Origin of the sequence: Aquimarina sp. MMG016, assembly GCF_018100805.1 — a bacterium.
Lineage (GTDB): Bacteria > Bacteroidota > Bacteroidia > Flavobacteriales > Flavobacteriaceae > Aquimarina.
In genome coordinates this window covers 150432-176903 of the sequence record NZ_JAGJEA010000001.1, presented here as the reverse complement: position 1 = coordinate 176903, position 26472 = coordinate 150432, and the positions used below count along the sequence as shown (strand labels likewise).

17 protein-coding genes are annotated in these 26472 nt (G+C 34.5%); 13 read left to right on the top strand and 4 right to left on the bottom strand.

What is annotated here, in order from left to right; all coding sequences use genetic code 11:
* The first annotated feature begins 5 nt into the window (after positions 1-5).
* From J8M14_RS00730 to J8M14_RS00675, 12 genes are all read left to right on the top strand, one after another.
* Entirely contained in the window at positions 6-968 is a 963-nt protein-coding gene (locus J8M14_RS00730) for a glycoside hydrolase family 16 protein (protein WP_211072431.1), read from the top strand.
* A gap of 231 nt (positions 969-1199) precedes the next feature.
* A complete protein-coding gene (locus J8M14_RS00725; protein WP_211072430.1) occupies positions 1200-2690 on the top strand; it encodes an FGGY family carbohydrate kinase in 1491 nt (496 codons plus the stop codon).
* Positions 2691-2693: 3 nt separating this feature from the next.
* On the top strand, positions 2694-4019 hold the full coding sequence (gene xylA / locus J8M14_RS00720) for a xylose isomerase (RefSeq protein ID WP_211072429.1): 1326 nt from the start codon (positions 2694-2696) through the stop codon (positions 4017-4019).
* Between the two features lie 9 nt (positions 4020-4028).
* Positions 4029-5645: a sodium:solute symporter gene (locus J8M14_RS00715; RefSeq protein ID WP_211072428.1), complete on the top strand. Its 1617-nt coding sequence runs from the start codon at positions 4029-4031 to the stop codon at positions 5643-5645.
* A gap of 36 nt (positions 5646-5681) precedes the next feature.
* Complete coding sequence (fsa, locus tag J8M14_RS00710) at positions 5682-6338, top strand: fructose-6-phosphate aldolase (protein WP_211072427.1); 657 nt, start codon at positions 5682-5684, stop codon at positions 6336-6338.
* Positions 6339-6355: 17 nt separating this feature from the next.
* Positions 6356-7057 (top strand): 2OG-Fe(II) oxygenase, encoded by a 702-nt coding sequence (locus tag J8M14_RS00705; RefSeq protein ID WP_211072426.1) that lies wholly within the window; start codon positions 6356-6358, stop codon positions 7055-7057.
* Complete coding sequence (locus J8M14_RS00700; RefSeq protein WP_211072425.1) at positions 7058-8395, top strand: glycoside hydrolase family 2 TIM barrel-domain containing protein; 1338 nt, start codon at positions 7058-7060, stop codon at positions 8393-8395.
* An 8-nt stretch (positions 8396-8403) separates the two neighbouring features.
* Positions 8404-9393, top strand: a complete 990-nt coding sequence (locus J8M14_RS00695; protein ID WP_211072424.1) for a Gfo/Idh/MocA family oxidoreductase — start codon at positions 8404-8406, stop codon at positions 9391-9393.
* Positions 9394-9406: 13 nt separating this feature from the next.
* Positions 9407-10948 (top strand): sugar porter family MFS transporter, encoded by a 1542-nt coding sequence (locus J8M14_RS00690; protein WP_211072423.1) that lies wholly within the window; start codon positions 9407-9409, stop codon positions 10946-10948.
* A 2-nt stretch (positions 10949-10950) separates the two neighbouring features.
* Positions 10951-12543, top strand: a complete 1593-nt coding sequence (locus J8M14_RS00685) for a glycoside hydrolase family 43 protein (protein ID WP_247672516.1) — start codon at positions 10951-10953, stop codon at positions 12541-12543.
* 15 nt (positions 12544-12558) lie between these two features.
* Positions 12559-13707, top strand: coding sequence for a glycosyl hydrolase (locus J8M14_RS00680; RefSeq protein WP_211072421.1), 1149 nt, complete (start codon positions 12559-12561; stop codon positions 13705-13707).
* 11 nt (positions 13708-13718) lie between these two features.
* Complete coding sequence (locus J8M14_RS00675) at positions 13719-14762, top strand: aldose epimerase family protein (RefSeq protein ID WP_211072420.1); 1044 nt, start codon at positions 13719-13721, stop codon at positions 14760-14762.
* On the opposite strand, the gene J8M14_RS00670 is transcribed toward J8M14_RS00675, so the two are convergent.
* Together J8M14_RS00670 and J8M14_RS00665 are read right to left on the bottom strand one after the other, a co-directional pair.
* On the bottom strand, positions 14759-15793 hold the full coding sequence (locus J8M14_RS00670) for a LacI family DNA-binding transcriptional regulator (protein WP_211072419.1): 1035 nt from the start codon (positions 15791-15793) through the stop codon (positions 14759-14761). The two genes, J8M14_RS00675 and J8M14_RS00670, sit on opposite strands and share 4 nt — an antisense overlap.
* A 112-nt stretch (positions 15794-15905) precedes the next feature.
* The gene (locus J8M14_RS00665; protein WP_211072418.1) at positions 15906-16943 is read right to left on the bottom strand and encodes a hypothetical protein; all 1038 of its coding nucleotides are present in this window, start codon (positions 16941-16943) and stop codon (positions 15906-15908) included.
* Between the two features lie 227 nt (positions 16944-17170).
* On the opposite strand from J8M14_RS00665, the gene J8M14_RS00660 reads away from it, so the two are divergent.
* The gene (locus J8M14_RS00660) at positions 17171-18604 is read left to right on the top strand and encodes a hypothetical protein (RefSeq protein WP_211072417.1); all 1434 of its coding nucleotides are present in this window, start codon (positions 17171-17173) and stop codon (positions 18602-18604) included.
* A gap of 123 nt (positions 18605-18727) precedes the next feature.
* On the opposite strand, the gene J8M14_RS00655 is transcribed toward J8M14_RS00660, so the two are convergent.
* A complete protein-coding gene (locus J8M14_RS00655) occupies positions 18728-22990 on the bottom strand; it encodes a glycosyl hydrolase (protein ID WP_211072416.1) in 4263 nt (1420 codons plus the stop codon).
* A gap of 182 nt (positions 22991-23172) precedes the next feature.
* Positions 23173-26097: a triple tyrosine motif-containing protein gene (locus J8M14_RS00650; protein ID WP_211072415.1), complete on the bottom strand. Its 2925-nt coding sequence runs from the start codon at positions 26095-26097 to the stop codon at positions 23173-23175.
* Between the last annotated feature and the right edge of the window lie 375 nt (positions 26098-26472).

Below are 26472 nucleotides of genomic sequence, written 5' to 3'. Positions count from 1 at the left end.
AATTAATGATAAGAGTTAATACATATTTTTTTGTTTACATCGTGGTTGGAGTTCTAAGTATAGCATGTTCTTCTGGCGATGATAGTCCCACCCCACAAGCAACTTGTAGTGATGGGATCCAAAATGGTACTGAAACAGGTATAGATTGTGGAGGGAGTAGTTGTTCAAGCTGTTCTACTGGAGTTGTGATTCCAACAAGTGGATTCGATGCACCCAATTCATATGAAGGCTATAATATGGTATGGAGTGATGAATTTAATGAAGAAACTCTGTCTTCAGAAAAATGGTCATATCATCTAGGGAACGGTTGTCCGGATTTATGTTTCTGGGGCAATAGCGAGCTTCAGTATTATACGAATAGTAGTAAAAACTTGTTTTTCGAAGAAGGAAATTTAGTTATTGCTGCTAGACCAGAAAGTATGGGAGGGCTAGATTATACCTCTTCAAGAATACATACTGATAATAAGTTTGAATTTCAGTATGGGCGTGTTGATATAAGAGCTAGTATGCCTTCTGCTAAAGGTTCATGGGTAGCGTTATGGCTTCTTAATCATAATTACACTATTAATGATCCATCAGCTTGGTGGCCTAATGGAGGAGAAATAGATATTATGGAATACCTGGGAGAAGATCAAACCGAAGTTTTTGGGACAGCTCATTATGGGGTTGATTTTAATAACAGAAGATTTAATTCTAAAAAATATAGTGCGACATCAGAGAACTTTGATAAGATATATTATGTGTTTTCAATTGTGTGGGAAGAAAATAAAATTACTTGGCTAGTCAATGATGTAGAATATCATTCTATTACCCCGGCTCAAACAGGAGGACAACCTTACCCATTTAATGATGAGTTTTATCTGCTAATGAATCTTTCAGTTGGAGGAAATTTACCAGTGGCACCATTAGTTTCTGATTATCCGGACTTCTTAATAATAGATTATATCCGAGTATACCAGAAGAACTAATATTTAAGTAAACATAGTGTTTGAATAAAAGCCAGTCAATTGTTTTTAGCAAAAGGGAGGTTTTCTTTACGTATTTGAGAATAGCTCCCTTTTTATTGGGTTTAGATGTTGATAATCTTGATCTTATGGTTATTTACGAAAACATTACAGTACAATTTTCGATGATATTTATGTATAAAGTTTTGTTTTAGAATAAGAAATAGAACTTTTACACTAGAATTAAATTACACAATGTATTATATAGGATTCGACATAGGGAGCTCTTCAATAAAAGCCGCATTAGTTGATACTAATACAGGTAAATCGATTGCTTCGATAAGTGAACCTGAAGAAGAAATGGATATTGTTTCTGTTCGGAAAGATTGGGCAGAACAAAATCCGGATTTATGGTGGAAAAATGTTTGTAAAGCTTCAAAAAGGTTACTTAAAGAGAATACAATTAACCCAAATCAAATTAAAGGAATCGGAATCTCGTACCAAATGCACGGTTTGGTATTATTAGATAAAAATGGAAGGTTAATTAGAGATTCAATTATTTGGTGTGACAGTAGAGCGGTAGAAATAGGTAATAAAGCTTTTGAAGAAATTGGAGAGGAAAAATGTATGACCAATTTGCTTAATTCTCCTGCTAATTTCACTGCTTCAAAATTGAAATGGGTAAGAGATAATGAGCCTGAAAACTATAATAGAATTCATAAGTTCATGCTTCCCGGAGATTATATAGCATATAAGTTTACTAATATTATTAATACGACAAGATCAGGTCTGTCCGAGGGAATTTTGTGGGATTTTAAAGAAGGCAAACCCGCAGAATGGTTATTAAAACATTATGATGTTGATTCAGATTTGATACCTGAAGTCGTAGATACTTTTAGTAGTCAATCAGAATTATCACCCAAAGGAGCTGAAGAAAGTGGATTAAAAGAAGGAATTCCTATTTTATACAGAGCTGGTGATCAGCCTAATAATGCGTTGTCTCTAAATGTGTTTAACCCAGGAGAGGTTGCAGCGACTGGTGGAACATCAGGAGTGATCTATGCAGTAACTGATAACCTTTCTGTAAAAGAAGGTATAAAGATTAACAATTTTGCTCACGTAAATCACAAAGACCAAAAAGCTAGTATAGGAAAACTTTTATGTATTAATGGTGCAGGGATTCAGTATAGGTGGCTCAAGAATAATCTTAACCTAGAGACTAATTCATATCAAACTATGAATTCGCTTGCTTCAAAAGTGTCAATAGGCTCTAATAATTTACAACTTATACCTTTTGGTAATGGGGCAGAAAGAATGTTTGACAATAAAACATTAGGAACGCATATCTGTAATCTAAACCTTAACAAACATATAAGATCACATATTTTTAGAGCTGCTCTGGAAGGAATTGCATTTTCATTCGTATATGGGATGGAAATCTTGAAACGTGATGGAACCGAAATTAAAGTCATAAGAGCAGGAAATGATAATCTTTTTCGGTCAGAGATTTTCTCTAATACAGTAGCAACATTAATTAATCAAGAAATTGAAATTTATAATACCACTGGAGCGGTAGGAGCTGCAAGAGCATCTGGATTGGCAGATGGTACATTTAAGGATTTTGGTACAATGATCACCAAAAATGATCATGTAATGACCTACCATCCGCTCCAAAACCAGGAAGATTATAAAGAAGCATATAAAAATTGGAAAAGAGAATTAAATAGAATTTTAAAAAATAAATAAGATATGGCCTTAATCGTAGATACAGAATATTTTAAGGGGATTGATGATATAAAATTTGAAGGTGCAGGTTCAGATAATCCTTTGGCATTTAAATATTATGATCCGGAAAGAGTAGTAGCTGGTAAAACTCTAAGAGAACATTTTAAGTTTGCCATAGCATATTGGCATACCTTCTGTGGTTTGGGAGCAGATCCTTTTGGCCCCGGGACTCAAAATTTTGCCTGGGATAAATCTTCAGATCCAATTCAGGCAGCCAAGGATAAAGCAGATGCAGCTTTTGAGTTTATAACTAAAATGGGATTTGATTACTTCTGCTTTCATGATTACGATTTAGTACAGGAGGCTCCAACATTTGCTGAATCTGAGAAAAGATTAGTAACTATTGTTGACTATATAAAACAAAAAAAAGTAGAATCTGGAGTAAAACTTCTGTGGGGTACAGCAAATTGCTTCTCTAATCCTCGCTATATGAATGGTGCCGCTACCAATCCTGATTTTAATGTATTAGCGAGGGCTGGTGGACAGGTAAAGTTAGCTTTAGATGCTACCATAGCTTTGGATGGAGAAAATTATGTATTCTGGGGTGGAAGAGAAGGTTATATGACCTTATTAAATACCGATATGAAAAGAGAATTGGATCATATGGCTCAATTCTTAACTATGGCAAGAGATTATGCAAGAGGCCAAGGTTTTAAAGGTACTTTTTTTATTGAACCAAAACCGATGGAACCTTCTAAGCATCAGTATGATTTTGATACTGCTACCTCTATTGGCTTCTTAAGAGAATATGGGTTAGATAAAGATTTTAAAATTAATATCGAAGTTAATCACGCAACATTAGCTCAACATACATTTCAGCACGAAATTGAAGTAGCTGCGGGAGCAGGAATGTTAGGAAGTATAGATGCTAACCGTGGGGATTACCAGAATGGATGGGATACGGATCAGTTTCCTAACAATATTCAGGAAGTTACTGAAGCTATGCTGGTATTCTTAAAAGCAGGAGGTCTTCAGGGCGGAGGTGTTAATTTTGATGCTAAAATTAGAAGGAATTCTACAGATATGGAAGATGTTTTTCTAGCACATATTGGAGGAGCAGATACATTTGCTCGGGCTTTGATTACTGCAGAAAAGATTATCTCTTCTTCACAATATGATAGTTTGAGACAAAAGCGTTACAGCTCATTTGATTCAGGAAAAGGAAAGGCTTTTGAAGAAGGAAAATTAGACCTGAAGGATCTTTACGCGATTGCTCAAGAGAATGGCGAGTTATCATTACAAAGTGGAAAACAAGAACTTTTTGAAAATATAATTAATCAATATATATAATAATAGAATATGAATTCAATATTAGAAGCAGGGGATTGGTGGATTTTAGGATTATACTTTGCAGCGCTTATTGGAGTTGCGGTATGGGTAGTTCTGAAAAAAAACAAAAATACCGAAGATTACTTTTTAGCAGGTAGAAACGTAGGATGGTTTGTTATTGGTGCCTCTATCTTTGCTTCTAATATTGGCTCAGAACATGTGGTAGGATTAGCAGGAACCGGAGCAGAATCAGGAATGCCAATGGCCCATTATGAGTTGCATGCCTGGATTGTTTTGGTACTGGGATGGTTATTTCTTCCTTTTTATATGCGAAGTAAGGTGTTCACCATGCCTGAATTTCTGGAGAAACGATTCGATAGTAGATCAAGATGGTTTCTATCTGTTTTTTCGTTGGTAGGATATGTGATTACCAAAGTCTCCGTTACAATCTATGCTGGAGGAATTGTAGTTTCAGAATTAATCGGGATACCATTTTGGTATGGGGCAATAGGAATTGTAGTATTCACAGGTATTTATACTGTAATAGGTGGAATGAAAGCTGTGATTTACACAGAAACATTACAAACCATTATTCTTATTGCAGGTTCAGTTATTATTACAGTTTTAGGATTGCAGGAAGTTGGTGGCTGGGGTACATTAAAAGAAACCGTAGGATCTGATCATTTTAATATGTGGAGACCAATCAGTGATCCCGATTTTCCCTGGACAGGCTTACTGTTTGGAGGTACAATAGTTGGGATATGGTATTGGTGTACGGATCAGTATATCGTTCAGCGTACATTAGCGGCAAATAATATTAAAATAGGAAGGAGAGGAGCGATATTTGGTGCGTACCTTAAGATTTTACCAATTTTTATATTCTTAATTCCAGGTATTATAGCATTTGCTTTAGCTAAACAAGGAGTGTTAACATACGAAAAAGCAGATGAAGTATTTCCTATTTTAGTAAAAACACTTCTGCCAGTAGGGCTTAAAGGATTAGTAGCAGGAGGATTGATGGCTGCATTAATGAGTTCCCTGGCCTCAGTATTTAATTCGTGTTCTACAATTTTTACGATTGATATTTATAAGAAATTGAAACCTTATACTGCTGAAAAGAGATTACTCAACGTGGGAAAACTAGCTACAGTAATCATGGTAATAATGGGGATTATCTGGATACCTATTATGGAAAGAATTGGTGGAGGAGTTTTATACCAATATTTACAGAGTGTACAATCTTACATCGCACCTCCAATTACCGCAGTATTTCTTTTAGGTGTATTATGGAAGAGAGTAAATGCTAAAGCAGCCATAGTAACCTTGTTTTCTGGTTTGGTCATAGCTGCATTCAGAATTACAGCAGAAATATTTAAAGATAATTTATCAGGAATAGCATATCAATTTGCTACCATAAACTTTGCGCATATGGCGATTTTTATGTTTATAATTTCTGTGATGATATGTATTACTGTCAGTTTGGTAACCAATCCACCAAGTTATACTGCAATTAGTGGATTGTCTTTCGGTACGTTAACAAAAGAACATAAAATAGAGAATAAAGAAAGTATTTCACTATCAGATATTATACTATCAGTTGTATTGGTATTAGTAGTGATTACAATCCTATCATATTTTGTAGGATGATAACAAAAGGCAGTATAAAGTTTAAGGGATAAATACATGAAATTTTTTATAGATACCGCAAATTTAGATCAGATTAAAGAAGCTCAATCATTAGGGGTTTTGGATGGAGTTACAACAAACCCATCATTAATGGCCAAAGAAGGTGTGAGTGGTAAAGAAAATATATTAAATCATTATCGTAATATATGTGATATCGTAGATGGAGATGTTTCTGCAGAGGTCATAGGGACTGCATTCGATGAAATGATAAAAGAAGGTGAGGAATTAGCAGCATTACATCCTCAGATCATCGTAAAAGTACCCATGATCAAAGATGGTATTAAAGCTATAAAATATTTTACGGATAAGGGTATAAAAACAAATTGCACCTTGGTTTTTTCTGCTGGTCAAGCATTATTAGCTGCAAAAGCAGGAGCGACTTATGTTTCTCCATTTATTGGGCGATTAGATGATATATCCACAGATGGTCTAGTATTGATTCAGGAAATCAGACAGGTTTATGATAATTATGGTTTTCAGACAGAAATCCTGGCAGCCTCAGTAAGACATACAATGCACGTGGTGAATTGTGCAAAAATTGGAGCAGATGTAATGACGGGACCTCTTTCGGCAATAGAAGGATTATTAAAGCACCCATTAACGGATAATGGGTTGAAGAAATTTTTAGAAGATGCACGAATGATGCAAGTATAATATTGCAAACAAAAGGTATGGACAATCATTTAATAGCTGAAGAATTTTGGAAAAAAGGTTTTGTCGTTTTCGAAAACTTTTTTGAGGATACTTTGATGGATAAGTATAACAATAAAATACTCAATCATTATGGTGTGAACCCTGATTGGGAACATACGGATGAGTTTATCTCCAAATCTGCTGTTGAAGTGATTCCTTGGTTTCCGTATAGAGAAGGGAAACCATATTTTGATGAAATTGATAAGGATAAACATTTTAATGATATTACTGATCTAATTCTGAAAGATGGTTGGAAAAACTTATACTGTATGATGATGTTTTCTAAAGGAGGAAGTATTGGTCAGGCTTGGCATCAAGATTGTCGACCAGATAACAAAACAAAATATAATCTCAATAGACTAGTCTATACTCATGATATTACTGAAGAAACCGGTGGGGAAATAGTAATTTTTCCTGAAACACATAAAGCAGGAATGTTACCAGCTGGGATCCCTAATGAAGACATTGAAGGGCAGTTAGTATTTCGACCTAAAAAAGGAACGGTAATATTCCTTCATGGACATTGCTGGCATAAAGTGATGCCTGTAAAAAAAGATAGGATTTCATCCAATTTTAGAGCAGTGCCAAAAGGCACACCAGAAGATATAACAGACATCTGTGTGTATCGAAATATGCTGTATAAATTTTCGAGTAGTGAGGTCATAAAAGAACGTAGCTAAATGTTTAGATATTTTATTTCCTTAATAACTGTTTGCATATTTTCTATTTCTTGTGTTAAAGCTCAGAAAAGAAAGGATATTGTCATTAATACACCTTCTAAAGTAGCGGTTAAAGAAATCGATGGTCAGTATAATTTTTATGTAAATGATAAAAAATTAGAATTAAAAGGAGTAGGTATTAATTATGCTGATGGTCATGATTTTGAAGCCTTGCATCATGCAGGTGGAAATGCTTTTAGAACTTGGACTGTAAAAAATGCTGAGGAAGAGCTAACTGCGGCCAAAAAATATAATTTCATGGTAGCTATGGGCATCAGTATCGGAAAAGAATTATATGGTTTTGACTACAATGATACTGAAGCTGTTGCTCAACAATTCGAAAAAGTAAAAAAAATCATTAAAAAATATAAGAATCATCCTAATGTATTGTGTTGGGTAGTTGGTAATGAGTTGAATTTGTTGTTCAATGAAGACGGATCATTAAAGCTTGTGAACCCTAAGGTATATGATGCGATGGCAGATATTGTGGATTATATACATCAGGAAGATCCAAATCATCCGGTAACATTAACATTTGCAGGAGTGATCGATGAACATCTAAAATCAGCTTTAGAGCGTTGTCCGCAGATGGATATAGTATCAGTTCAGGTTTATGGTGATTTAGAAAATGTGGAGGAGCGTATGAATAATACAGGCATTCAAAAACCATATATGGTTACCGAATTTGGACCCAGGGGATTTTGGGAAATGCCAAAAACATCTTGGAATAGAGAAATTGAAGAAGTTAGTGGGCCCAAGGCTGATGGTATTTTACATCGAATACAAAAAGGTCTTTTAAATAATAAGTCGGGGAAATGTCTAGGAGGTTTTGCCTTCGAGTGGGGTCAAAAACAAGAACGTACACCAACCTGGTACGGGATGTTTCATAAAGACGGAAGTAAAACAGAAACCATAGACAACCTAACCAAACTATGGACTGGAAAGCATCCCGAAAACCGGGCCCCTAGAGTAGATTCTTTATTGCTGGATGGTAAAAAAGCAATCGAGAATGTATCCTTAATGCCAAACCAAAAGTATACAGCACAAGTTTTTGCTTCAGAACCGGATAATGATACATTGGTGTATAAATGGGTAATTTCTAAAGAAGTAATCACTAGAAGTCAAGGGGGAGAAATGGAAATAGAGCCTCCATCGGTTACTGTAGAGGTTTTAGATAAGCAAAAAGGAGGTTTTACGTTTGTAACTCCCTCAGAGGGAGAATACCGAATTTTTGTATACATATATGATAATAAAGGCAAAGCAGGAGGAGGAAATATTCCATTTTTGGTTAAAAATTAATTAGGTTAATGAAGGAATTAAGAAAAATACATTGGGGGATCATTGGTTTAGGCAACATTGCACATCAGTTTGCAAAAGATCTTGCATTGGTTTCTGATTCCAAATTGCTAGCAGTGGGTTCCAGAACTTTAGAAAAATCCCAAAACTTTGCAAAGCAATATGAAGCTTCAAAAGCTTACGGATCATATGATGAGTTAATGGCGGATACAGATATTGATATTATATATATTGCTACTCCACACGATTCTCATGCAGATTTGACCATAAGGTGTTTGGAACACGGAAAACATGTACTGTGTGAAAAACCAATAGCACTTAACTATAAAGAAGCCATACGAATGGTAGAGGCTTCCAGAGCAAATAACAAGTTTTTTATGGAAGCCTGTTGGACACGTTTTAATCCGTCTGTACGGCAGACCCTGCTAAAGATTAACAATCGGGAAATAGGAGAGGTTAAATATATTAATGCTGATTTTGCTTTTAATGTAGGCACTCCTCAAGGAAGAATAATAGACATAAAAACCGGAGGGGGTTCACTTTTAGATATGGGGGTATATCCATTATTTTTGGCCTATGTTATTTTAGGATCACCTGATAAAGTGCTAGCTTCTGCTAATTTTTATGAATCAGGAGCGGATAAACAAACCTCCATGATTTTACAGTATCAAAATGCTCAGGCAGTTTTACATAGCAGCTTTGTATCTTCATCTAATATGGTAGCCACGATCAGTGGAACCGAAGGAAGAATTTGTCTGAATTCCATTTGGCATGAAACACAATCCTATTCAGTTATTAAAAATAATCATAAAGTAGATTATCAATTTCCTACTAAAGGAAAAGGATTTACATATGAAATTGAAGAATGTCATCAATGCATTAGAGATCAAAAAACAGAAAGCGAAATTTGGTCACACCAAAACAGCCTTGATCTAATTAAAATTGTGGATGAGGTTAGAAATCAAACAGGATTAAAATTTCCGAAGGAAAATAGAATATAATTTAGATTAGTATATGAGAAAATCAGTATTTGTAGCATTTGTAGTTTCCTTAGGCGGTTTTTTATTTGGCTTTGATGCAGGTATTATTTCTGGAGTGATGTCTTATGCAGGTCCAGAGTTTAACCTTGATGATATGCAGGTGGGCTGGGCAGTAAGCTCGCCTTCTTTTATGGCAATGTTTGCTATGATATTTGCTGGTTCATTAAGTGATTATGTGGGTAGGAAACGAATACTGATAGTTGTTGCCTTTTTATATGCTTTATCAGCAGTTTTATCGGCATACGCTTCATCCTATGAAATGTTATATATAGCCCGAATGATAGGCGGATTGGCCTTTGGTGCGGCTCTTATTTTGGCACCTTTATATATCGCAGAAATTTCTACAGCCGAAAACAGAGGAAAGCTAGTTTCTATACAGCAATTAAACATTGTACTTGGGTTTTTTGCCGCTTTTTTAAGTAACTATTATTTTAATAGCGCTAATTCTTCGGGAGAAAGCACGTTCCTAAATGATGAAAATGTTTGGAGATGGATGCTGGGTGTTGAGTTAATTCCGGCTATTCTTTATTTTATACTTATGTTTTTTGTTCCAAAGGGTCCCAGGTGGTTGTATTTAAAGGGAAAAACCTCAGAAGCAGAAAAAGTACTCATTGGTTTACATGGCAAAGCCAGAGCAGAGATCGAAATAAGTTCAATTAAAAGTTTTAATGAAGAACAAAAGAATAAACCAAAAGTTACACTAAAAGAATTTCTGAAACCGGCTTTACGTTTTATAGCTATTGTAGGATTAGTAATAGGTGTTTTGCAACAGGTAACAGGAATCAACGCTATATATTTTTATGCCACTTCTATATTTAAGCAAACAGGAATTGGAACTGATGCCTCATTTGCTTCAGGAGTATTGTTAAGTTTGACGACAGTTCTTTTTACCATAGTAGCAATCTTTTTAATTGATAAAATAGGAAGGAGACCACTAATGTTGATAGGTATGGCAGGTATTGCAGTTAGCCTATTGCTATGTGCCTACGGATTTAATCAGGCAACTTATGAATTAACTTCAGAAGAAATTGTACAATTTGAAATTGCAGATAAAACAAAGTTAGAAACACTTTCAGGAAAGATTTATGACAATGATCTGGATTTTAAAAATGATATGAAATCCGCTCTTGGAGCGCAGACGTATGCTAAAAATGAAGGTGCCATTTTGGAAGCTGCTACTTCAATGAATGCTACATTAGTGCTGATTGGTATTTTAGGATTCATAGCATGTTTTGCATTTTCATTAGGGCCTGTAATGTGGGTAATGTTGTCAGAGTTATATCCTAATAAATATAAAGGGTTGGCCATTGGAGTAATAGGCTTTATAAATGGGCTTGCGAGTTGGTTTGTACAGCAGGTATTTCCTTGGGAGTTATCGAATTTAGGGAATGCTATGAGTTTCTTCATATTTGGAGCAATTGCACTGGTAGGTTTCTTTGTGTTACTAAAAGTATTACCGGAAACCAAAGGAAAATCATTAGAACAGTTAGAAAAAGATGTCATTACAAGCGAATGAGTATGATTCAGAACCCAATATTAAAAGGTTTTAACCCTGATCCATCGATTATTAGGGTTGGAGAAGACTATTATATTGCTACTTCTACGTTTGAGTGGTTTCCAGGAGTGCAAATACATCACTCAAGAGACCTCAAGAACTGGAAGGTTATTGCTCAACCTCTTAATCGATTATCTCAGCTAGATATGAAAGGTAATCCGGATTCTTGCGGAGTCTGGGCACCGTGCTTATCTTATGATAATGGAACCTTTTACTTGGTATATTCTAATGTCAGGTCTTTTGATGGAGTATGGAAAGACACACCCAATTATCTGGTGACATCAGATGATATTACCGGAGAATGGTCAGAACCGATTTATTTAAGTTCCAGGGGATTTGATGGGTCTATGTTTCATGATAGTGATGGGAAAAAGTACTTTTTGAATATGCTTGTTGACCACCGAAAAGGTAAATTCTTTGGAGGCATCGAATTACAAGAGTATGATGTTGATCGAAAGCAGTTAGTAGGAGAAGTACACTATTTACATTCGGGGACATCATTAGGTTGTACTGAAGGGCCGCATATTTTTAAAAGAGACGATTATTATTATTTATTACTTGCTGAAGGCGGTACAGAATATGGTCATGCAGAGTCCATAGCCAGATCAAAGTCCTTATTAGGACCATACGAGTTACACCCTGATACCTCTATTATTAGTTGTTCTGATGCTCCATCACACGGACTTCAGAAATCAGGGCATGGAGATTTCGTAGAAACATCGGATGGACAATGGTATTTTGTGTTTTTAGTGGGTAGGCCTCTAACAGAGCGAGGAAGATGTATTCTAGGCAGGGAAACCGCTATTGAAGAAATAGAATGGAAAGCCAATGGTTGGCCGTACCTTAAAAGTGGATCAAAGTTACCACGGTTAGAAGTTCCAGGATTAGACGTAGAGGATTTTACATTTAAAAAACCTGATGAGCGAAATGATTTTGATGCAGAAGCGTTAAGCTTGGATTTTCAGTCTTTACGGATTCCTAAAGAAGAAAGCTGGATAAGTCTAAAAGAAAGAAAAGGATTTCTTAGGCTTAAAGGAAAAGAGAGTCTTAGTTCCACACATAAACAAGCTTTAGTTGCCAGGCGAGTGCAACATTTTAAGGTTGAAGCATCAACTTCAATTGAGTTTGATCCAAAAGATATTCTCGAAATGGCAGGATTGGTATTTTATTACAATACAGGTCATTATCATTATCTACATGTAACCTCTAATTACAAAGGAACAACAAAGTTATTGAGAATCATTTCATCAGACTATTTTGAGATGTCCGAACAGGTTCAGGAAGTTGATATAACAGGTCAAGATAGTATTGTTTTGAAAGGAATTTTAGATCAAAATATATTACAGTTCTATTATAGTGTTGATAGAGGAGATAAATTCTATACGATAGGAGAAATGCTAGATGCTAGTATTTTATCAGATGATTATGTGAGAGATCGTGATGAGCGATATAGGCCAGCATTTACAGGAATGTTTGTAGGAATGTGTTGTCAGGATTTGGCATATAACAGAAAACATGCAGATTTTGATTGGTTTGAATATAAGGAGATAGACTAAAAAAGATAGATGATTATGTATAAAAAGATAATCTTAGGATTGACATTTCTAAGTGTTTTAGGTTGTAAAAATAAAGTAACACCAAAAATCACTTCTGTTCAAGAAATTAAAAAAGAAGAAGTAGAAACACCAAAAAGAAAACTAGCCAAGTTTGAACCTGAAGAAGGAAAAGTGATACTTTTTGTAGGTCAGGAGCTTGAGGCTGTTGGTGGATTAGAGAAATATAATGATGGGTATTTAGATCATTTTGATAGACCTGCTGGTTGGACTACATATACTAATATAAATCCGGGAGAAGATTCCTTTGGAAGAATTCAAGAAGGTCTGGATGGTATATGGGAAACCCATGATTGGGGTGATAACGATTATAATGTAAGTCTACAATTGGCGGATGATGATTATAAAGATATGGCTTTGGCAATTGGGCTTCAGTTTGTAAATCATGAAGAAAAAGTGGCTGATGGAACACATGATAAATACATCAATAAACTAGCAGATTTTTTACTGACTTTAGGAAGAAGGCCTGTATTTCTTCGTATCGCTTATGAGTTCGATGGAGAACCCTGGAATCATTATGATCAGGAAAGTACTATAAAAGCATACAAGAGAATGGTAGATATGATTAGAGCTAAAGGAGTAACTAATACAGCTTTTGTCTGGCAATCCACAGGGTTTATGTCTCCAGAGGAAGGGCAACTAGAATCTTGGTATCCTGGTGATGATTATGTGGATTGGTTAGGTTTTTCATTTTTTAACCGTTGGGAAGACCAAAAAATGATTGAATTTGCGCGTAAAAAAGGAAAACCTGTATTTATAGCTGAAGCTTCTCCAACCATCTCTGATGTGGATGCCAAAACAACAGGAAATACCATAGAAACACAGCTAAGTAACCCTGAACAGGCTGAGGAAGCTTGGCAAAAGTGGTTTATTCCTTTCTTTAAAACTATTGATGAAAACCAAGATGTTGTAAAAGCTGTTCACTATATCAATTGTCATTGGGATTCACATCCTATGTGGTTTGATAATCCAACTTTTAAGAAAATTGATGCAAGATTACAGTTAAGTGATTCTATAAGTGATCGCTGGAAAAAGATTACATCAGATCCTAAATATATTAAGTCTTCTCCTGATTTGTATGATAAATTATGGAGAGAAGCTAAATAAAGAAAAGTATTTTGAAGACATTTAAACGAAAAGTAAAACAAAAATCCTTTGGTTTTCATCACCAAAAAGAATTAATCATACTATATCTGAAAAATGATAACGGGGCAAGATTATGCATCACCAATTTTGCTGCAACAGTTATGAGCCTAGAAATTCCTAAGAAGAATGGTGATCTTCTTAATGTTGTAGTTGGATTTGATTCGTTGCAAGATTATATAGAAAAATCTAAAACTAAGGAATCTAAGTTTTTAGGAGCTTCTATAGGAAGATATGCAGGTAGAATTTCTAATGAAAAGATTAATATTAACAATGTAGATTATCCACTTTACCATGAAGACGGGGTACATTTACATGGAGGTAGAAAAGGTTTTGATGAAAGAGTATGGGATATTGATTATATCGACGAGGATGAATTATTAGTTTCCCTTTCCTATCTAAGTGAGCATATGGAAGAAGGATACCCTGGGAACCTTAGGGTTAAGGTAACGTATCAATTGACTACTGCGAATGAGTTAAAAATTACTTATCAAGCAGTTTCTGATGAAGATACCGTGGTGAATCTTACAAATCATACATATTATAACCTTAATGGCAAAAATACAATTACAGATCATACTCTTCATCTAAATTGTACAGACTACCTTGAGGTAAATGAAAAACAACTACCAACAGGAAAGATATTACCTGTTAAAGGGACAAAGTATGATTATTTAGATCCCCAAAAGCTAATTAAACTTAGTGAATCAGGAATTATAGATGATACTCTAATTATTAATTCTGAAAAAAATAACAAAGCAGCCGCTATTACTTCTATGGAAAGTGGTATCAAGATGGAAGTTCATACTAATCAACCAGCAATAGTTATATATACTCCAGAAAAATTTCCGGATTGTAATTATAGAAAAGGTGCAGAGTATAACAGATTTCCTGCAATATGTTTCGAAACTCAGAATTACCCTGACGCACCTAATCAGACTCATTTTCCATCCGCTCTTTTAAAAGCTGGAGAATTGTATGAGAATAAAACTATAATTAAGTTCTGTTACCTGGATTAATATGGTAACGATATAGTAGTTTCTCTTTCTATAAGATTTGTCTTTATAACTTTAGTGGTATGCGAAGTTTCAGATTCTTCCTGCTCAATTCTTTCTATGAGCATTTTTGTAGCTGTCTCTCCTAAATAGATTCCGTGTTGACTAATAGTAGTAATAGCAGGAGTTACATATCTTGGTAAAACACCATTGGTAAAACCAATTATAGAAATATCTTCAGGAACGTTATATCCCTGGGATTTTACCATAGTCAATGTACTTATAGCAGAATCTTCTTCTAGACATAACATCGCATCTACCTTTCTTGATCCCAATAAAATTTTTAGTGATGTGTCTATATCATTAAACCCATTAACTTTTAGAATTAATGCATCGTCAATAGGTATATCGGCTTCTTTTAAAGCTTTCTTATAACCTTCTAAACGTAGTTTACCAACGCTTAAATTATGTATTGTAGAAACTATAGCTATATTTTTACAACCGCTTTCAATGAAATGATTAGTTGCATTATAAGCTCCTTCTTTATCATTAACGATGACTTTATCACATTCAATTTCTTCTGTTACTCGATCAAACATAACCATAGGAATTCCTTGATTAATTGCATTCTGAAAATGACTGAAGTTTTGCTTAATTTGAGTCTCTTCTGCTATAGAAAGAATAAATCCATCCAGCACAGAATTTTTAAGAAGTTCCATAGCACTTACTTCTTTTTCGTGAGATTCGTTAGAAATACAAGTAATAAGGTTGTAACCTTTTTCGGTAGCCACTTTTTCTATACCAACAAATACTTTAGTAAAAAAATGGTTCAGGATGTTAGGAATAATAACTCCAATAGTTTTGGTTTTTCTATTCTGTAGATTTAAAGCAATACTATTAGGTTTGTAATGATGTTCTTTGGCATATTTCTGAATTTTCTCTTTAGTTTTAATACTGATTTCATAACTATCATTTAATGCTTTAGAAACCGTGGCAATAGAAACGCCAAATTCATTAGCTATATCTTTTAAAGTTATTCTTTTCTTTTTTTTCATGCCAAAATATAATTTGAAGAAAAGGGTTTGATAGACAATGTTTATCAAACCCTTTTGCAAATTTCAGGGCAAATTATACCCAATAAATAATTACTTCACTTACTGTAAATTATTATTTATTTGAGTTATATCTCTGGGATGCTGCGTTTACACCAGGTTGCCAAGTTCTAGTAAAGTTTGCCATATTGTCTTGAACTAGCTGAGGTAAGTCTCCTGCATATTTATCTAGTGCACCATCACCTAGGTATAATCCAACATATGCTAATACATCATCTGTAGCAAGTCCACCATTGATGGTAAAGATTGGTTCAAGGTTTAAAATTTGACGAGGGTCAGAACCTTTAGCTTGACTAGCTTCATTTCTTGTTAAAATACCATCATTATTAGTGTCAAGTAAATTTGTGAATTCAATAGCAAATTCATCACCTGTTTTACCATTAATATTAATATTTATGAATAGTGCTTTCATATATATAAGGAAATCACTTTTTGTCATCGTAGGGTTAATAGATGGAACATTTCCTTGATAACCACATTGAGCAATAAATTGATCGTCAATATTGATACCTAAATTTCTTTCAATATCTAGAACAGCTTCTTTTGTGTTACAAGGGTTACTAACAACTCCTTTAGAACTTACAAATAGGCCATCACTGTTCATACATCCACTCCCGTTAGCGACAACAGTTACACAAGCCAAATTGTTGGGGTTGTAGTTGTAATCACCACAAGGTGTTCCTCCACCGTCGTTTCCACCGCCATTATCATCTCCGCCATCATTTCCGTTGCCGTTTCCATCTTCATTACAACCACCGGATTGAGCCTGATTAGCATCTGCCCAACACTGACCACATGCAGAATAAGGGTGAGAAGAAGGACAATTGTTATTTTGATTCCCTCCATTATCGTTTCCTCCACCAGTATTACCACCTGTATCACCACAACCACCAGATTGAGCTTGGTTAGCATCAGCCCAACATCTTCCACAGGCTTCATATGGGTGAGAGCTAGGGCAACTGGCTTTTCCTTCGGAATTAATAACTTTAGATACTGATGTATCTAGTAAAATTTCTTCATTTTCGCAAGAAACTACCATTGAGACTAATAATAGTAGCGCTGAGAAAACGGTTAGATTAAGTACACGTTTCATTTCTATCAATTTTTAATGTTTACTAAAAAATTCGTTTATTTTTGGCCGTAATAGTTTATGACTATAACGTTTGAGCTAATTTCAATAAAAAACTTCTGCAATTAACAATTAATAATACTTTAGCAGTTCTTTGTCGCTACACTTTTACCACGCATTTTGGTTAAAACGCAGTTTTACAGCATTTTTTTTAAATTAAAAACTGTTTTTTTGCTAAAAACATACGATAAATGAGATCAGTGTCAAATAGTTTAGTATCATTGTTCCTTCTTACATTCTTGTTAAATTGTAACTCTGAAACGAACGTAAAAAAGTATTCTGAAGTACAATTAGGGTTAAAAAAATATGTCAGTACAGGAGGAGAAGTTAGCGGAAAGCTGATTTGTCCTAAAACCGTAAATGATGTTATTGTAAAATTGAATAGCTTGGATCCAGTTGCTAAAGTTGGAGAACCAGAGATGACTATTAAAGGGGTAAAGAAGTTTATTGACGAAAATAATATTATAACAATTACTGAATTACTAAATAATCTTCCTGAGCATTATAGAAATAATTTTTCTTTAGTAGAGACTACTAAAGGAGAAGGGCAGTCAAATTTAAAGTTTCCTAGAATTGTTTTATTTGGTCCAGATGGTAAGTTTTTAGCAAATATTAGTACTAAAGCAGATGATCCTAAATATGATCTATTAGATGTTGCGGAGTTAGATGATGAAACCGGTGTTTGGGAGTTCTCACAATTCGATTTCACTGATAAAAAACCTAAACTTCATACTAACCCAGAATCTTGTATTAGATGTCACGGAGATAAGCCTAGGCCTGTCTGGGGCACAAATATGGATTGGCCGGGAGTTTTTGGAGATAATGAGGCAGCAGGGCCTAATGGTGAAGCTTTGTCCTATAAACACGTATTAAGAATGAGAGAGATCATAGAGGGTAAAACATTTTCTGATCGATTCGATTTTCTTACTTGGACTGATCAAGAGTTAAAGTCTGGGGGTATTCGACGTATTGCTAATAATGCTTTTGGAGCTGAGTTACTCATTTCTAATATGGCCATAGGTACTGCTACTGCAAAAGGAGTTTTTATACGAATGAAAAAAGAAAATCCAAAAAAATATCTAGCCATTAGAGAAGAATTGTTACTGCTAGGGTATGAATATATGGTTAATGGTATTTTAAGTGATCAAGAAAAAGAAGATTTAGAAATATTGATTAGCAGTTATGGAAGTTCAGGGAATGATATTGATAGTATGTTACGAGTTTTAGGAATAGATACAAAAGAGGCTTTTTCTCTAAGTACTCTGGCTAAAGAAGAAAAACCAAAAACAGACTGGAGTCTGGGAGCTGGAGATTTGTATGAATTGGTATTGCTTCAGGTATTAAATGATCTGGCTCAAGAAGATGCAGAGGTAAATACAATATTAGAATCGACACCTAATACTCCCCAAATTTTTGGATGCGAAAACCTGGGTGAGAATATAAAGGAAGTAGTAGAATTTAAAATGTTACATATGTTCTATCTATCTGGTAGTGCGAGATATGAAGTTAACAAGGTCTATTATCCTCAGGATGTTGAAAATATTAAAGAAAAGGTATTTATACCAGTTTATGAAAAGCTATTACCTTATCTAAAGAAGAAGGCTAATATCGACCATAACTCTTAAAAAGATTTCTTCATTACATTATAATTGAAAAGGGCCTTGAAATAATATCAAGACCCCTTTCGTGCAGATTAATATAAACCATAAAACACTTTTAAAATAGCATAGTTGAGTTTGGCTTTCTTTTTAGTTAATAATTAATCGTTCTACGCTTTTGGACTTCCCCTTATTTAATGTGGTTATTAAATACATTCCTTTTTCAACTTCATTGATATCTATTTTGATTTCTTCATCAGAAGAATCCATCGGGATAGATTTAATAATCCTTCCGTTAAGGTCACTAATCAATATTCTAGAAACATTTTCACTTTTTATAGTAAACATTCCTGATGAAGGGTTAGGGTATATTGATATTTCCGCAACATTGTTTTTAATCAATTGGTTACTTGCAGAGAATCGCGATTGTAATAATTGACTGTTAAGATTACTACTACCGTGTAACCATACGGGTTTGCTAACTTCTGTGTTCCAGTTATTGGCAATTGTAGTATTTACATGAACACCGGCTCGACCCCAATATCCATTTGCCCTATTTCCTTGTCCGAATAATGCGGTATCATCTTCCCAATTAGCGTTAATATAATGTACTTGTCTGATAACATCCTTATTATTGTATATATACTCAAAGAAAGGAGCAAACCACTCATTCCAGATCTGACCTGCAGACATGCTTATACAACCTTGAGCAGCAGTGCCATCCCATACATTAGAAATGTTACAATCGGTTGTGTTTACAAGATCATAGCCTTGCGGTGTAGATTCTGCAATATACACCGGTTTGTTTTTGCTTCGTGCAAAGGATACTACCTCATTAGCTTTTTCTCTTTGAGTGGGAATTCCGGGTAATACGGTCGTGCCTTCATCAGGAGTTACGAACCAAGATATCCCCATCCAGTCTACATAATCATCGCCTGGATACCAGCTTTGTATATCTCCAAAATTACCTTCTCCAAACTGAATATCTAATACATCATCAATAGGAGAAGCTGAAGATTGCCATACATAAGCAACATTGGTTACACCTTCTGCTCTCATAACATCAACTACACGTTTATAAGCATTGATATAATTACTTCTGTTTTCATAACCAACATTCCAGTTACCATCGAATTCGTATGCTATTCTGAGATAAATGGCTCTGTCGCTATATTTTTTGCAGAAGGAAGCTAATCTTTTAATATGATTATCCCACTGCCCTTGTCCTACTTGCGCAAGACAACCTTGACACCAGTAGTTAACTCCATCAGCAGTAGCTTCTCCTTCTGTCATACTTAACCCAATAGATAAACTAGAGTTTGGGTATGCTAAGATAGAACTACGAGCATTTAGCGGACCTGCTCCCCAATCTACATCAATCGTAGAACCATTACCATGTGTTGCTGTTCCTCCATTAGCAGTTTCTCCAAGAGCACCATATTGCGGAAACTGGGTGTCCAATAAACTATAAAAAGCAATATAGGTAGTTGTTCCACCCATTTCTGGGAATCCACGATCTCGCACACCACCATCATTATAATCTTTTACTGTTTTAAGATCCTGTCCTAGAGTTAGTAAAATTTTATCGTTAGGAGGAAGAAGTTTAGCACTAAGGTTGCTACTTGGTGCACAAGGTTGACAACTACCACCACAATCTACCCCTGTTTCATCTCCATTCTGAATGCCATCATTACAAGTTGGAGTACTGGTATTATCTATAATTCTTACATTTCTAAAATAACTAGTATTACCAGATCCATTATCAAAATCATTTACCAATACCAGATACATATCATCGCCTGTATAATAATCACCAATAGGAATACTGAATGATACATAACCGCTAGGAGTATAGTTATCAAAATCACGATTACCCCAGTTTTGTGTTCCATACACTTGGAATATCTGAGATGAGGTTAATGAGTTATCACTATCAAAGCCTATTCCGTGTATTTCACCTTGAGAAGTGCTTTGAAATTCAAATTCTAAAATGGTGTTTGCAGTAATAGTATATTTTGTATTTGTTCTTCTCCAGGTATTATCTGTAAGAACTGCGGTAGTTCCTCCATCTCGAATAGAAATATTAGCTGCATTATCTTGATTAGAAAAAGAAGAAGTGTCAGTTTGTTCAAAATTTATACACTCTGAGCATCCTCCGGTATCACAGCTGTTAGTACAAGACCCACCACAATCTACACCAGTTTCATCCCCATTTTGGATACCATCATCGCAAGTCGGAGGAGTAATGCAAGGTTCGCAGTCACCACCACAATCTATTCCTGTTTCGTCTCCGTTTTGTATACCATCGTCGCAAGTTGGCGAGGGGTCATTACAGGTTTCTGTGCAACCTGCTGATTGAGCCTGAGCTTCATCAACCCAGCATCTATCACAAGCAAAAAATGTAAAACCATCAGGGCAATTTCCAGAACAGTCAGTGCCACCTCCACCGTTACCGGCATTTATAGTTACTACTCCGAGATCTTGGGGACATTCATTATTACCCCATCGTACATATAGTTGGTAAGTTCCAGGTGATAAATTAGACACTGTAGTCGATCCACTATTGTCAGGGACGTTATATGGGTATGTAGAGCCTCCATCAATACTAAATTCTATATTTGTTCGGTTTGCAGTATTTGGAAAACTAAAGGTTATACTGCCATCATTTGCTCCCTGGGAACTTTCGTTAGTTTTGCTTACTGTTGCGGTTGGGATATCATCTCCTGTACATATCCCGGGGTTAGTAGTTCCAGTTGTTATAAAATTTAGATAATCCACGTTTAGTGCTACATCTCCATTTTTGTTAACTACTTTAAATGAAGCTCCAGAAGGAATATTTATATTAATTGTTGCTGTGGTATATGATCCTACCCAACTACCGTTTGATGTGAAATTAAGGTCTCCTACATCTTGTCCATTAACTTCAATTGAAATTTTTCCGGAGTTTTGAGAGGTGTAAATTAATTCTACCTTTTCAGCTTTAGGGCTACTAGAAATAGTAAACCCATTTCCGGTACCATCTAAATATGCAACTCCATTTCCACCACTGGCGGCTCCATCACTATAATATTGTGCTTGACCAGAAAGGGTTCCGGCCTCAGCCTCAATTTTTACAGTTACATCACCATCAGGTGTTGGACAAGGAGCACAGGTTCCACCACAATCAACCCCTGTCTCATTACCATTTTGGATGCCATCGTTACAAGTTGGAGTTGTTGTGCATGGCGAACAGCTGCCCCCGCAATCTACTCCGGTTTCATCGCCATTTTGTATGCCGTCATTACAAGTTGGAGTAGGAGGTCCACTAGTGATCCCAAGGTCATTTAAAAGATTAGGCCCACCGTGAAGAAAATTCCCATTGTTGATATAATTATTCCAGCTGTTAGAAATTGTATTATTGGCTTCAATTCTGGTGTCTCCCCAGAAACCGTTACCAGCATCTGGCCATCTCCACTGAGGTTGAGATTGCCAATCAGCATTAATATAAGCTACAGACCGAATTACATCTCTGTTATCATCGATAAAGGGAATAAGCTGATCTCTGAAGAATTGATTCCATATCCCTTGACCACCTATCTGTTGTGGTGATCCAGGGTTGTCAAATGGATGGAATGTTCCTTGATCAAATTCATGATACTGTGCAGAAACTTCTGCCATCATTATAGGTTTGTTTCTAGTTCTGGCAAAATTTAATATGTAATCTAAGTTGTTTCCGTTAAAATTAGCATCATAAAAGAAAAAAGAGAGTCCTACATAGTCAACGTATTGATTTCCGGGATAATAATTGTCTATTCCGTTAGCAGGAGTAGCCCCCCAAGTTGCAGATTGCCATACGTAAGCTACGTTGCTCACCTGCTCTTGATTCAGATAATCAACAATATATCGATATGCGTTTTTGTATTTATTAGCATCATAATTGTTCCAAGGCCCATCAAATTCATATCCGATTCTTAGATAAATTGGCCGAGGAGCATTTTTTTTGGCAAAAGCAGCAAATTTATCCAGTTCATTGTCGTGTTGACCATTTACAATTTCGGTTAGACCGTTTGGATGATCTTCACCCTGGCCATCAGCTTCTTCTACCATCCATAACCCAATGGCAAGTACAGAATTAGGAAACCTATCCAATGCAGCTTGGGAACCTATATCTCCAGCACCATAATTAGTAATGCTATTAAGTCCTGCCATAGAGTATATATCTGTGTACATGGTTACTCCAGCTGGTGTTGGAAACCTTCCGCTATTTACATAACCAGCTACAGAACCTAGATCCTGACCTATGATCAACATAGTTTTGCCATTAGTAGGAGCAAATTTTCCTGGGATGGTACTTTGTGAGGATAAATTTGCGTACCCAAATAGTAGAAAACTAGATAAAAGTAGTACGCTTTTTAGTTTGGTAGGCCTAAACATAATATTGAGTTTTAATTGGTATTAATTCAGATAAATGATCGATTTTTTGACGACACAATAAAATTATGGCTCATTTATTAGAAACTAAATAAATAGAATACTTTAGAAACACCAGTTGACTACATTTTTACTACGCAAAAATGCATTTTTAATGTTTTAGATTTGAATTAGAAGTTTTTTGTTTAGAAACGTATAATATAATCGGTAAGATTTATGGAGGTGTCTAGATTCATTTTTTTTCTTAATCTAAAGCGTAAGGATTCGACTCCTCTATAAGAAATTCCCATTAGCGGTGCAATTTCTTTGCTAGAAAGATTTAATTTTAGATATGCACAAAGCCTAAGTTCTCTATGATTTAAATCAGGATATTCGTCTTTTATTCTTTCTAGGGAATTATCGTGGATTTGATTAAAATGAGTTTCAAAATGTTTCCAATTACTATCACCATTAATTTGATCCTCCAGAGATTTTATAACACTTCTTAGATGCTTTCTGATTTCTCCGTTAGAGTCTGGATAAATTTCATCCAGAGATTTTTTCATTTGTAACAACTGGTTGTCCATCTGTACCATTTGCATGGCTGAAGAAGCTAATTCTTTGTTTCTGGATTCTAGATTTTCTTTAAGAAGCTTATTGTGTTTTTTTATTTTATCATTTTTGGCTTTCAAACGTTTTTCTTCAAATTTGATTTCCTGAAGTTCAATTTCCTTTTGATGAGCAATTTTTAGTTTTTCAATACCTTTTCTTCGTTGTTCATTTTTAATTCGTAAAATGGAATAAATTATCAATATAGTCAGGATTCCATACACAAAATACATGGGAAAAGATTTATACCAAGGAGGACTAATCTGAAATTTATATGAAGCTTCTTTACCAATTTTATTATAAATGTTTTTTGCTCTAACCTTAAAAGTATATGACCCAGCTGGCAAGAAATTATATTCTTTTTGCACTTCTGTTCCCCAATTACTCCAGTCTTCATCAAGTCCTTCGAGATAGGTTTGGTATTGTACCGAATTAGGGGATTCATAAAATAGAGAAGCAAATGAAAAACTTAATTTGTTCAAGTGAAAAGGGATTGGTTTCGGTACTGAATCTTTTCGGATGCCAGTAGCATAATTTTCTACATTACCATAAACAATGGAGTCTTTGATTTTGATATTTCTGAGTAAAGTATTGAATTCCTTATTACTATTAGAATTAAAGTCTTTACGGTATACAATCAATCCGTTTTTTGAAGTAAACCCCAAGTCTCCATTGTTAAATTCTATAAATTTTTCAAAAGCAGGTATGAGTTGAGTTTTTAATCTTTGGAATGGTACTCTTTGGATTGAATGGGAACCATTTGCTTTAAAGTCAATAATTCCGATATCATCATCTCTGTCATACCCTTGAACAAAAAGCACCTTGTTATCTGCAATATTTTGTAATCTTCTGACAAGGTTATGATTGGTGAGTATACTGGTGTATTTACTATTAACTACCATTGAATCTGTTTTTTGATTATAGTTATATACTCCTAATTGTGTACCAAATAATTGAATGTCATCTATATTCAACAGACTAATAAATAGATTGCTAGGAAACCCTTTCTGTTGATCATAAAGAGTAGTTTTTGTTACTTCGGTATAGTCTGAGTTGATTTCTAACCTGTAAACACCTTTATAGCCGTGAGATATCCATATGTTATTATTTTTATCAATAGTAACTTCACGTGCAGTTTCATCAAAACCCTTAATTTTATTTCTTACGTTCCAAGTTTCATCTTCTTTTTCATAGATGATAATTCCATTATATGTACCCTGAAGTAAAAGATTTTCTTGACTAGGAAGCTTTATAAAATTCCATCCACCACTAACCTGACTAATAGGAGTGGCTTTATTATTTTTTATAACGAAAGATCCATTGTGAGACCCAATAAACAATTCATCATCTATAATTGATAAGTTCCATATTTGGCCTTCAATACCTTCTACTCGTTTAAACTTATCTTCATAGTTTGATATTGGCCATTTATTATAATAAAGTCCATTAGATGTAGCTACATACACCGTGTCTTTAATTTTTTTAGTATCATAAGTAGTTCCATAAATACCATCATTTTCTGATAAGGTATAGAATGGTGATTTTAGTTCTATATAACTAATACTTCCTTCTAATGTTACCCATAGGTTTTCGGATTCATCTAAAAATAAATCGATAACATTATTACTTAACAACTCATTGTCTCTATTTAGTTTTTGTAATACCTTGCCTTTTTTATCAATGAATAATAGTCCATTATTAGTCGTCCCTACACAATAGACTCCATTAGGTAATACTATTGCAGATGATATATTGGTGTTCAGGAAATCAAAATTTTCTCTATTTCCCCATGGTTGGAGCGTATTGTTTTCTAATACATGAATTCCATTTTTATGAGTGAAAACTAAAAAGGAGTTTTTATTATATGGAAGAATACGTTCTATGGTATACGTCGAAGAAAATATTCTTGATGTTTGATCATCAATAATTATACTTATACTATTCGAATTATCAATAAAGTAAACAGTGTTATTAATTTTGGTGGCATATTTAGCCCCTTTGTCATTATGGATACATTTTATGGTGTTTTTGGAGATATCATATTTGATAAAGAAATTATCAGTACAGAAGTAAATATTATTTTGAATTTCAAAAACTCCCCATACTTGCGAAAAATCCATACATGATTCGGGTAATATGGAGTTTAAAGAGTTGTAATAAATCTGATCAAAGTTGTTTTTTTGAGTATAACCTATCTCATTATTACTCCCTATATATATCCTAGAGCCATAGGATAATAAAGAATTGATAGATGAGCGATTCTGTGGTTGTAGTAATATTTTCCAGGAATTACCAGTATATTCCAATAAACCATACTCGTTAGCAAAGTATAGTAAACCTTGCGTATCCTGAGTAATATCAAATGTTTTTGGAGCTGCTTTTCCAATATCATTATTAGAATAATTTCGTACTTCAGAAACCTTTTTCCATTGTTCCTGAGTTAAAACAGATGATAAAGGAAAAATTAGAAAATAAAATACAATCTTAAAATATCGTGCTTTTATGTTTGAGGATAATGACATGTTTATCTATAATACTTATGGGTTATCAAGCTGGGGTTTATAAACAGATTTTTAAGAGATAAACTTTTGTTTTGAGTGATTTCTAATATTAGATAATAATAATTTTTAAACCTTGTTTTTTATTAAAATAATATGAATTTAACAAAAAATTAGTGAATTGTAAAAATGATAGGATAAAGTTTATCTAAGTCCAAAAGGCAATAATATCTTGTTTAATTCTTTAAAACTTAAGCATGATCTAGTATTCAGTATAGTTAGAATGGCACGAAAACGTTTTAGTGATTTAACAAAATAAACTAAAATCTATGATTCTAAGATCAGTATTAAAACCTGATGATGATTTGTTTATTATGTTTTTATCGGTAAAAGAATACT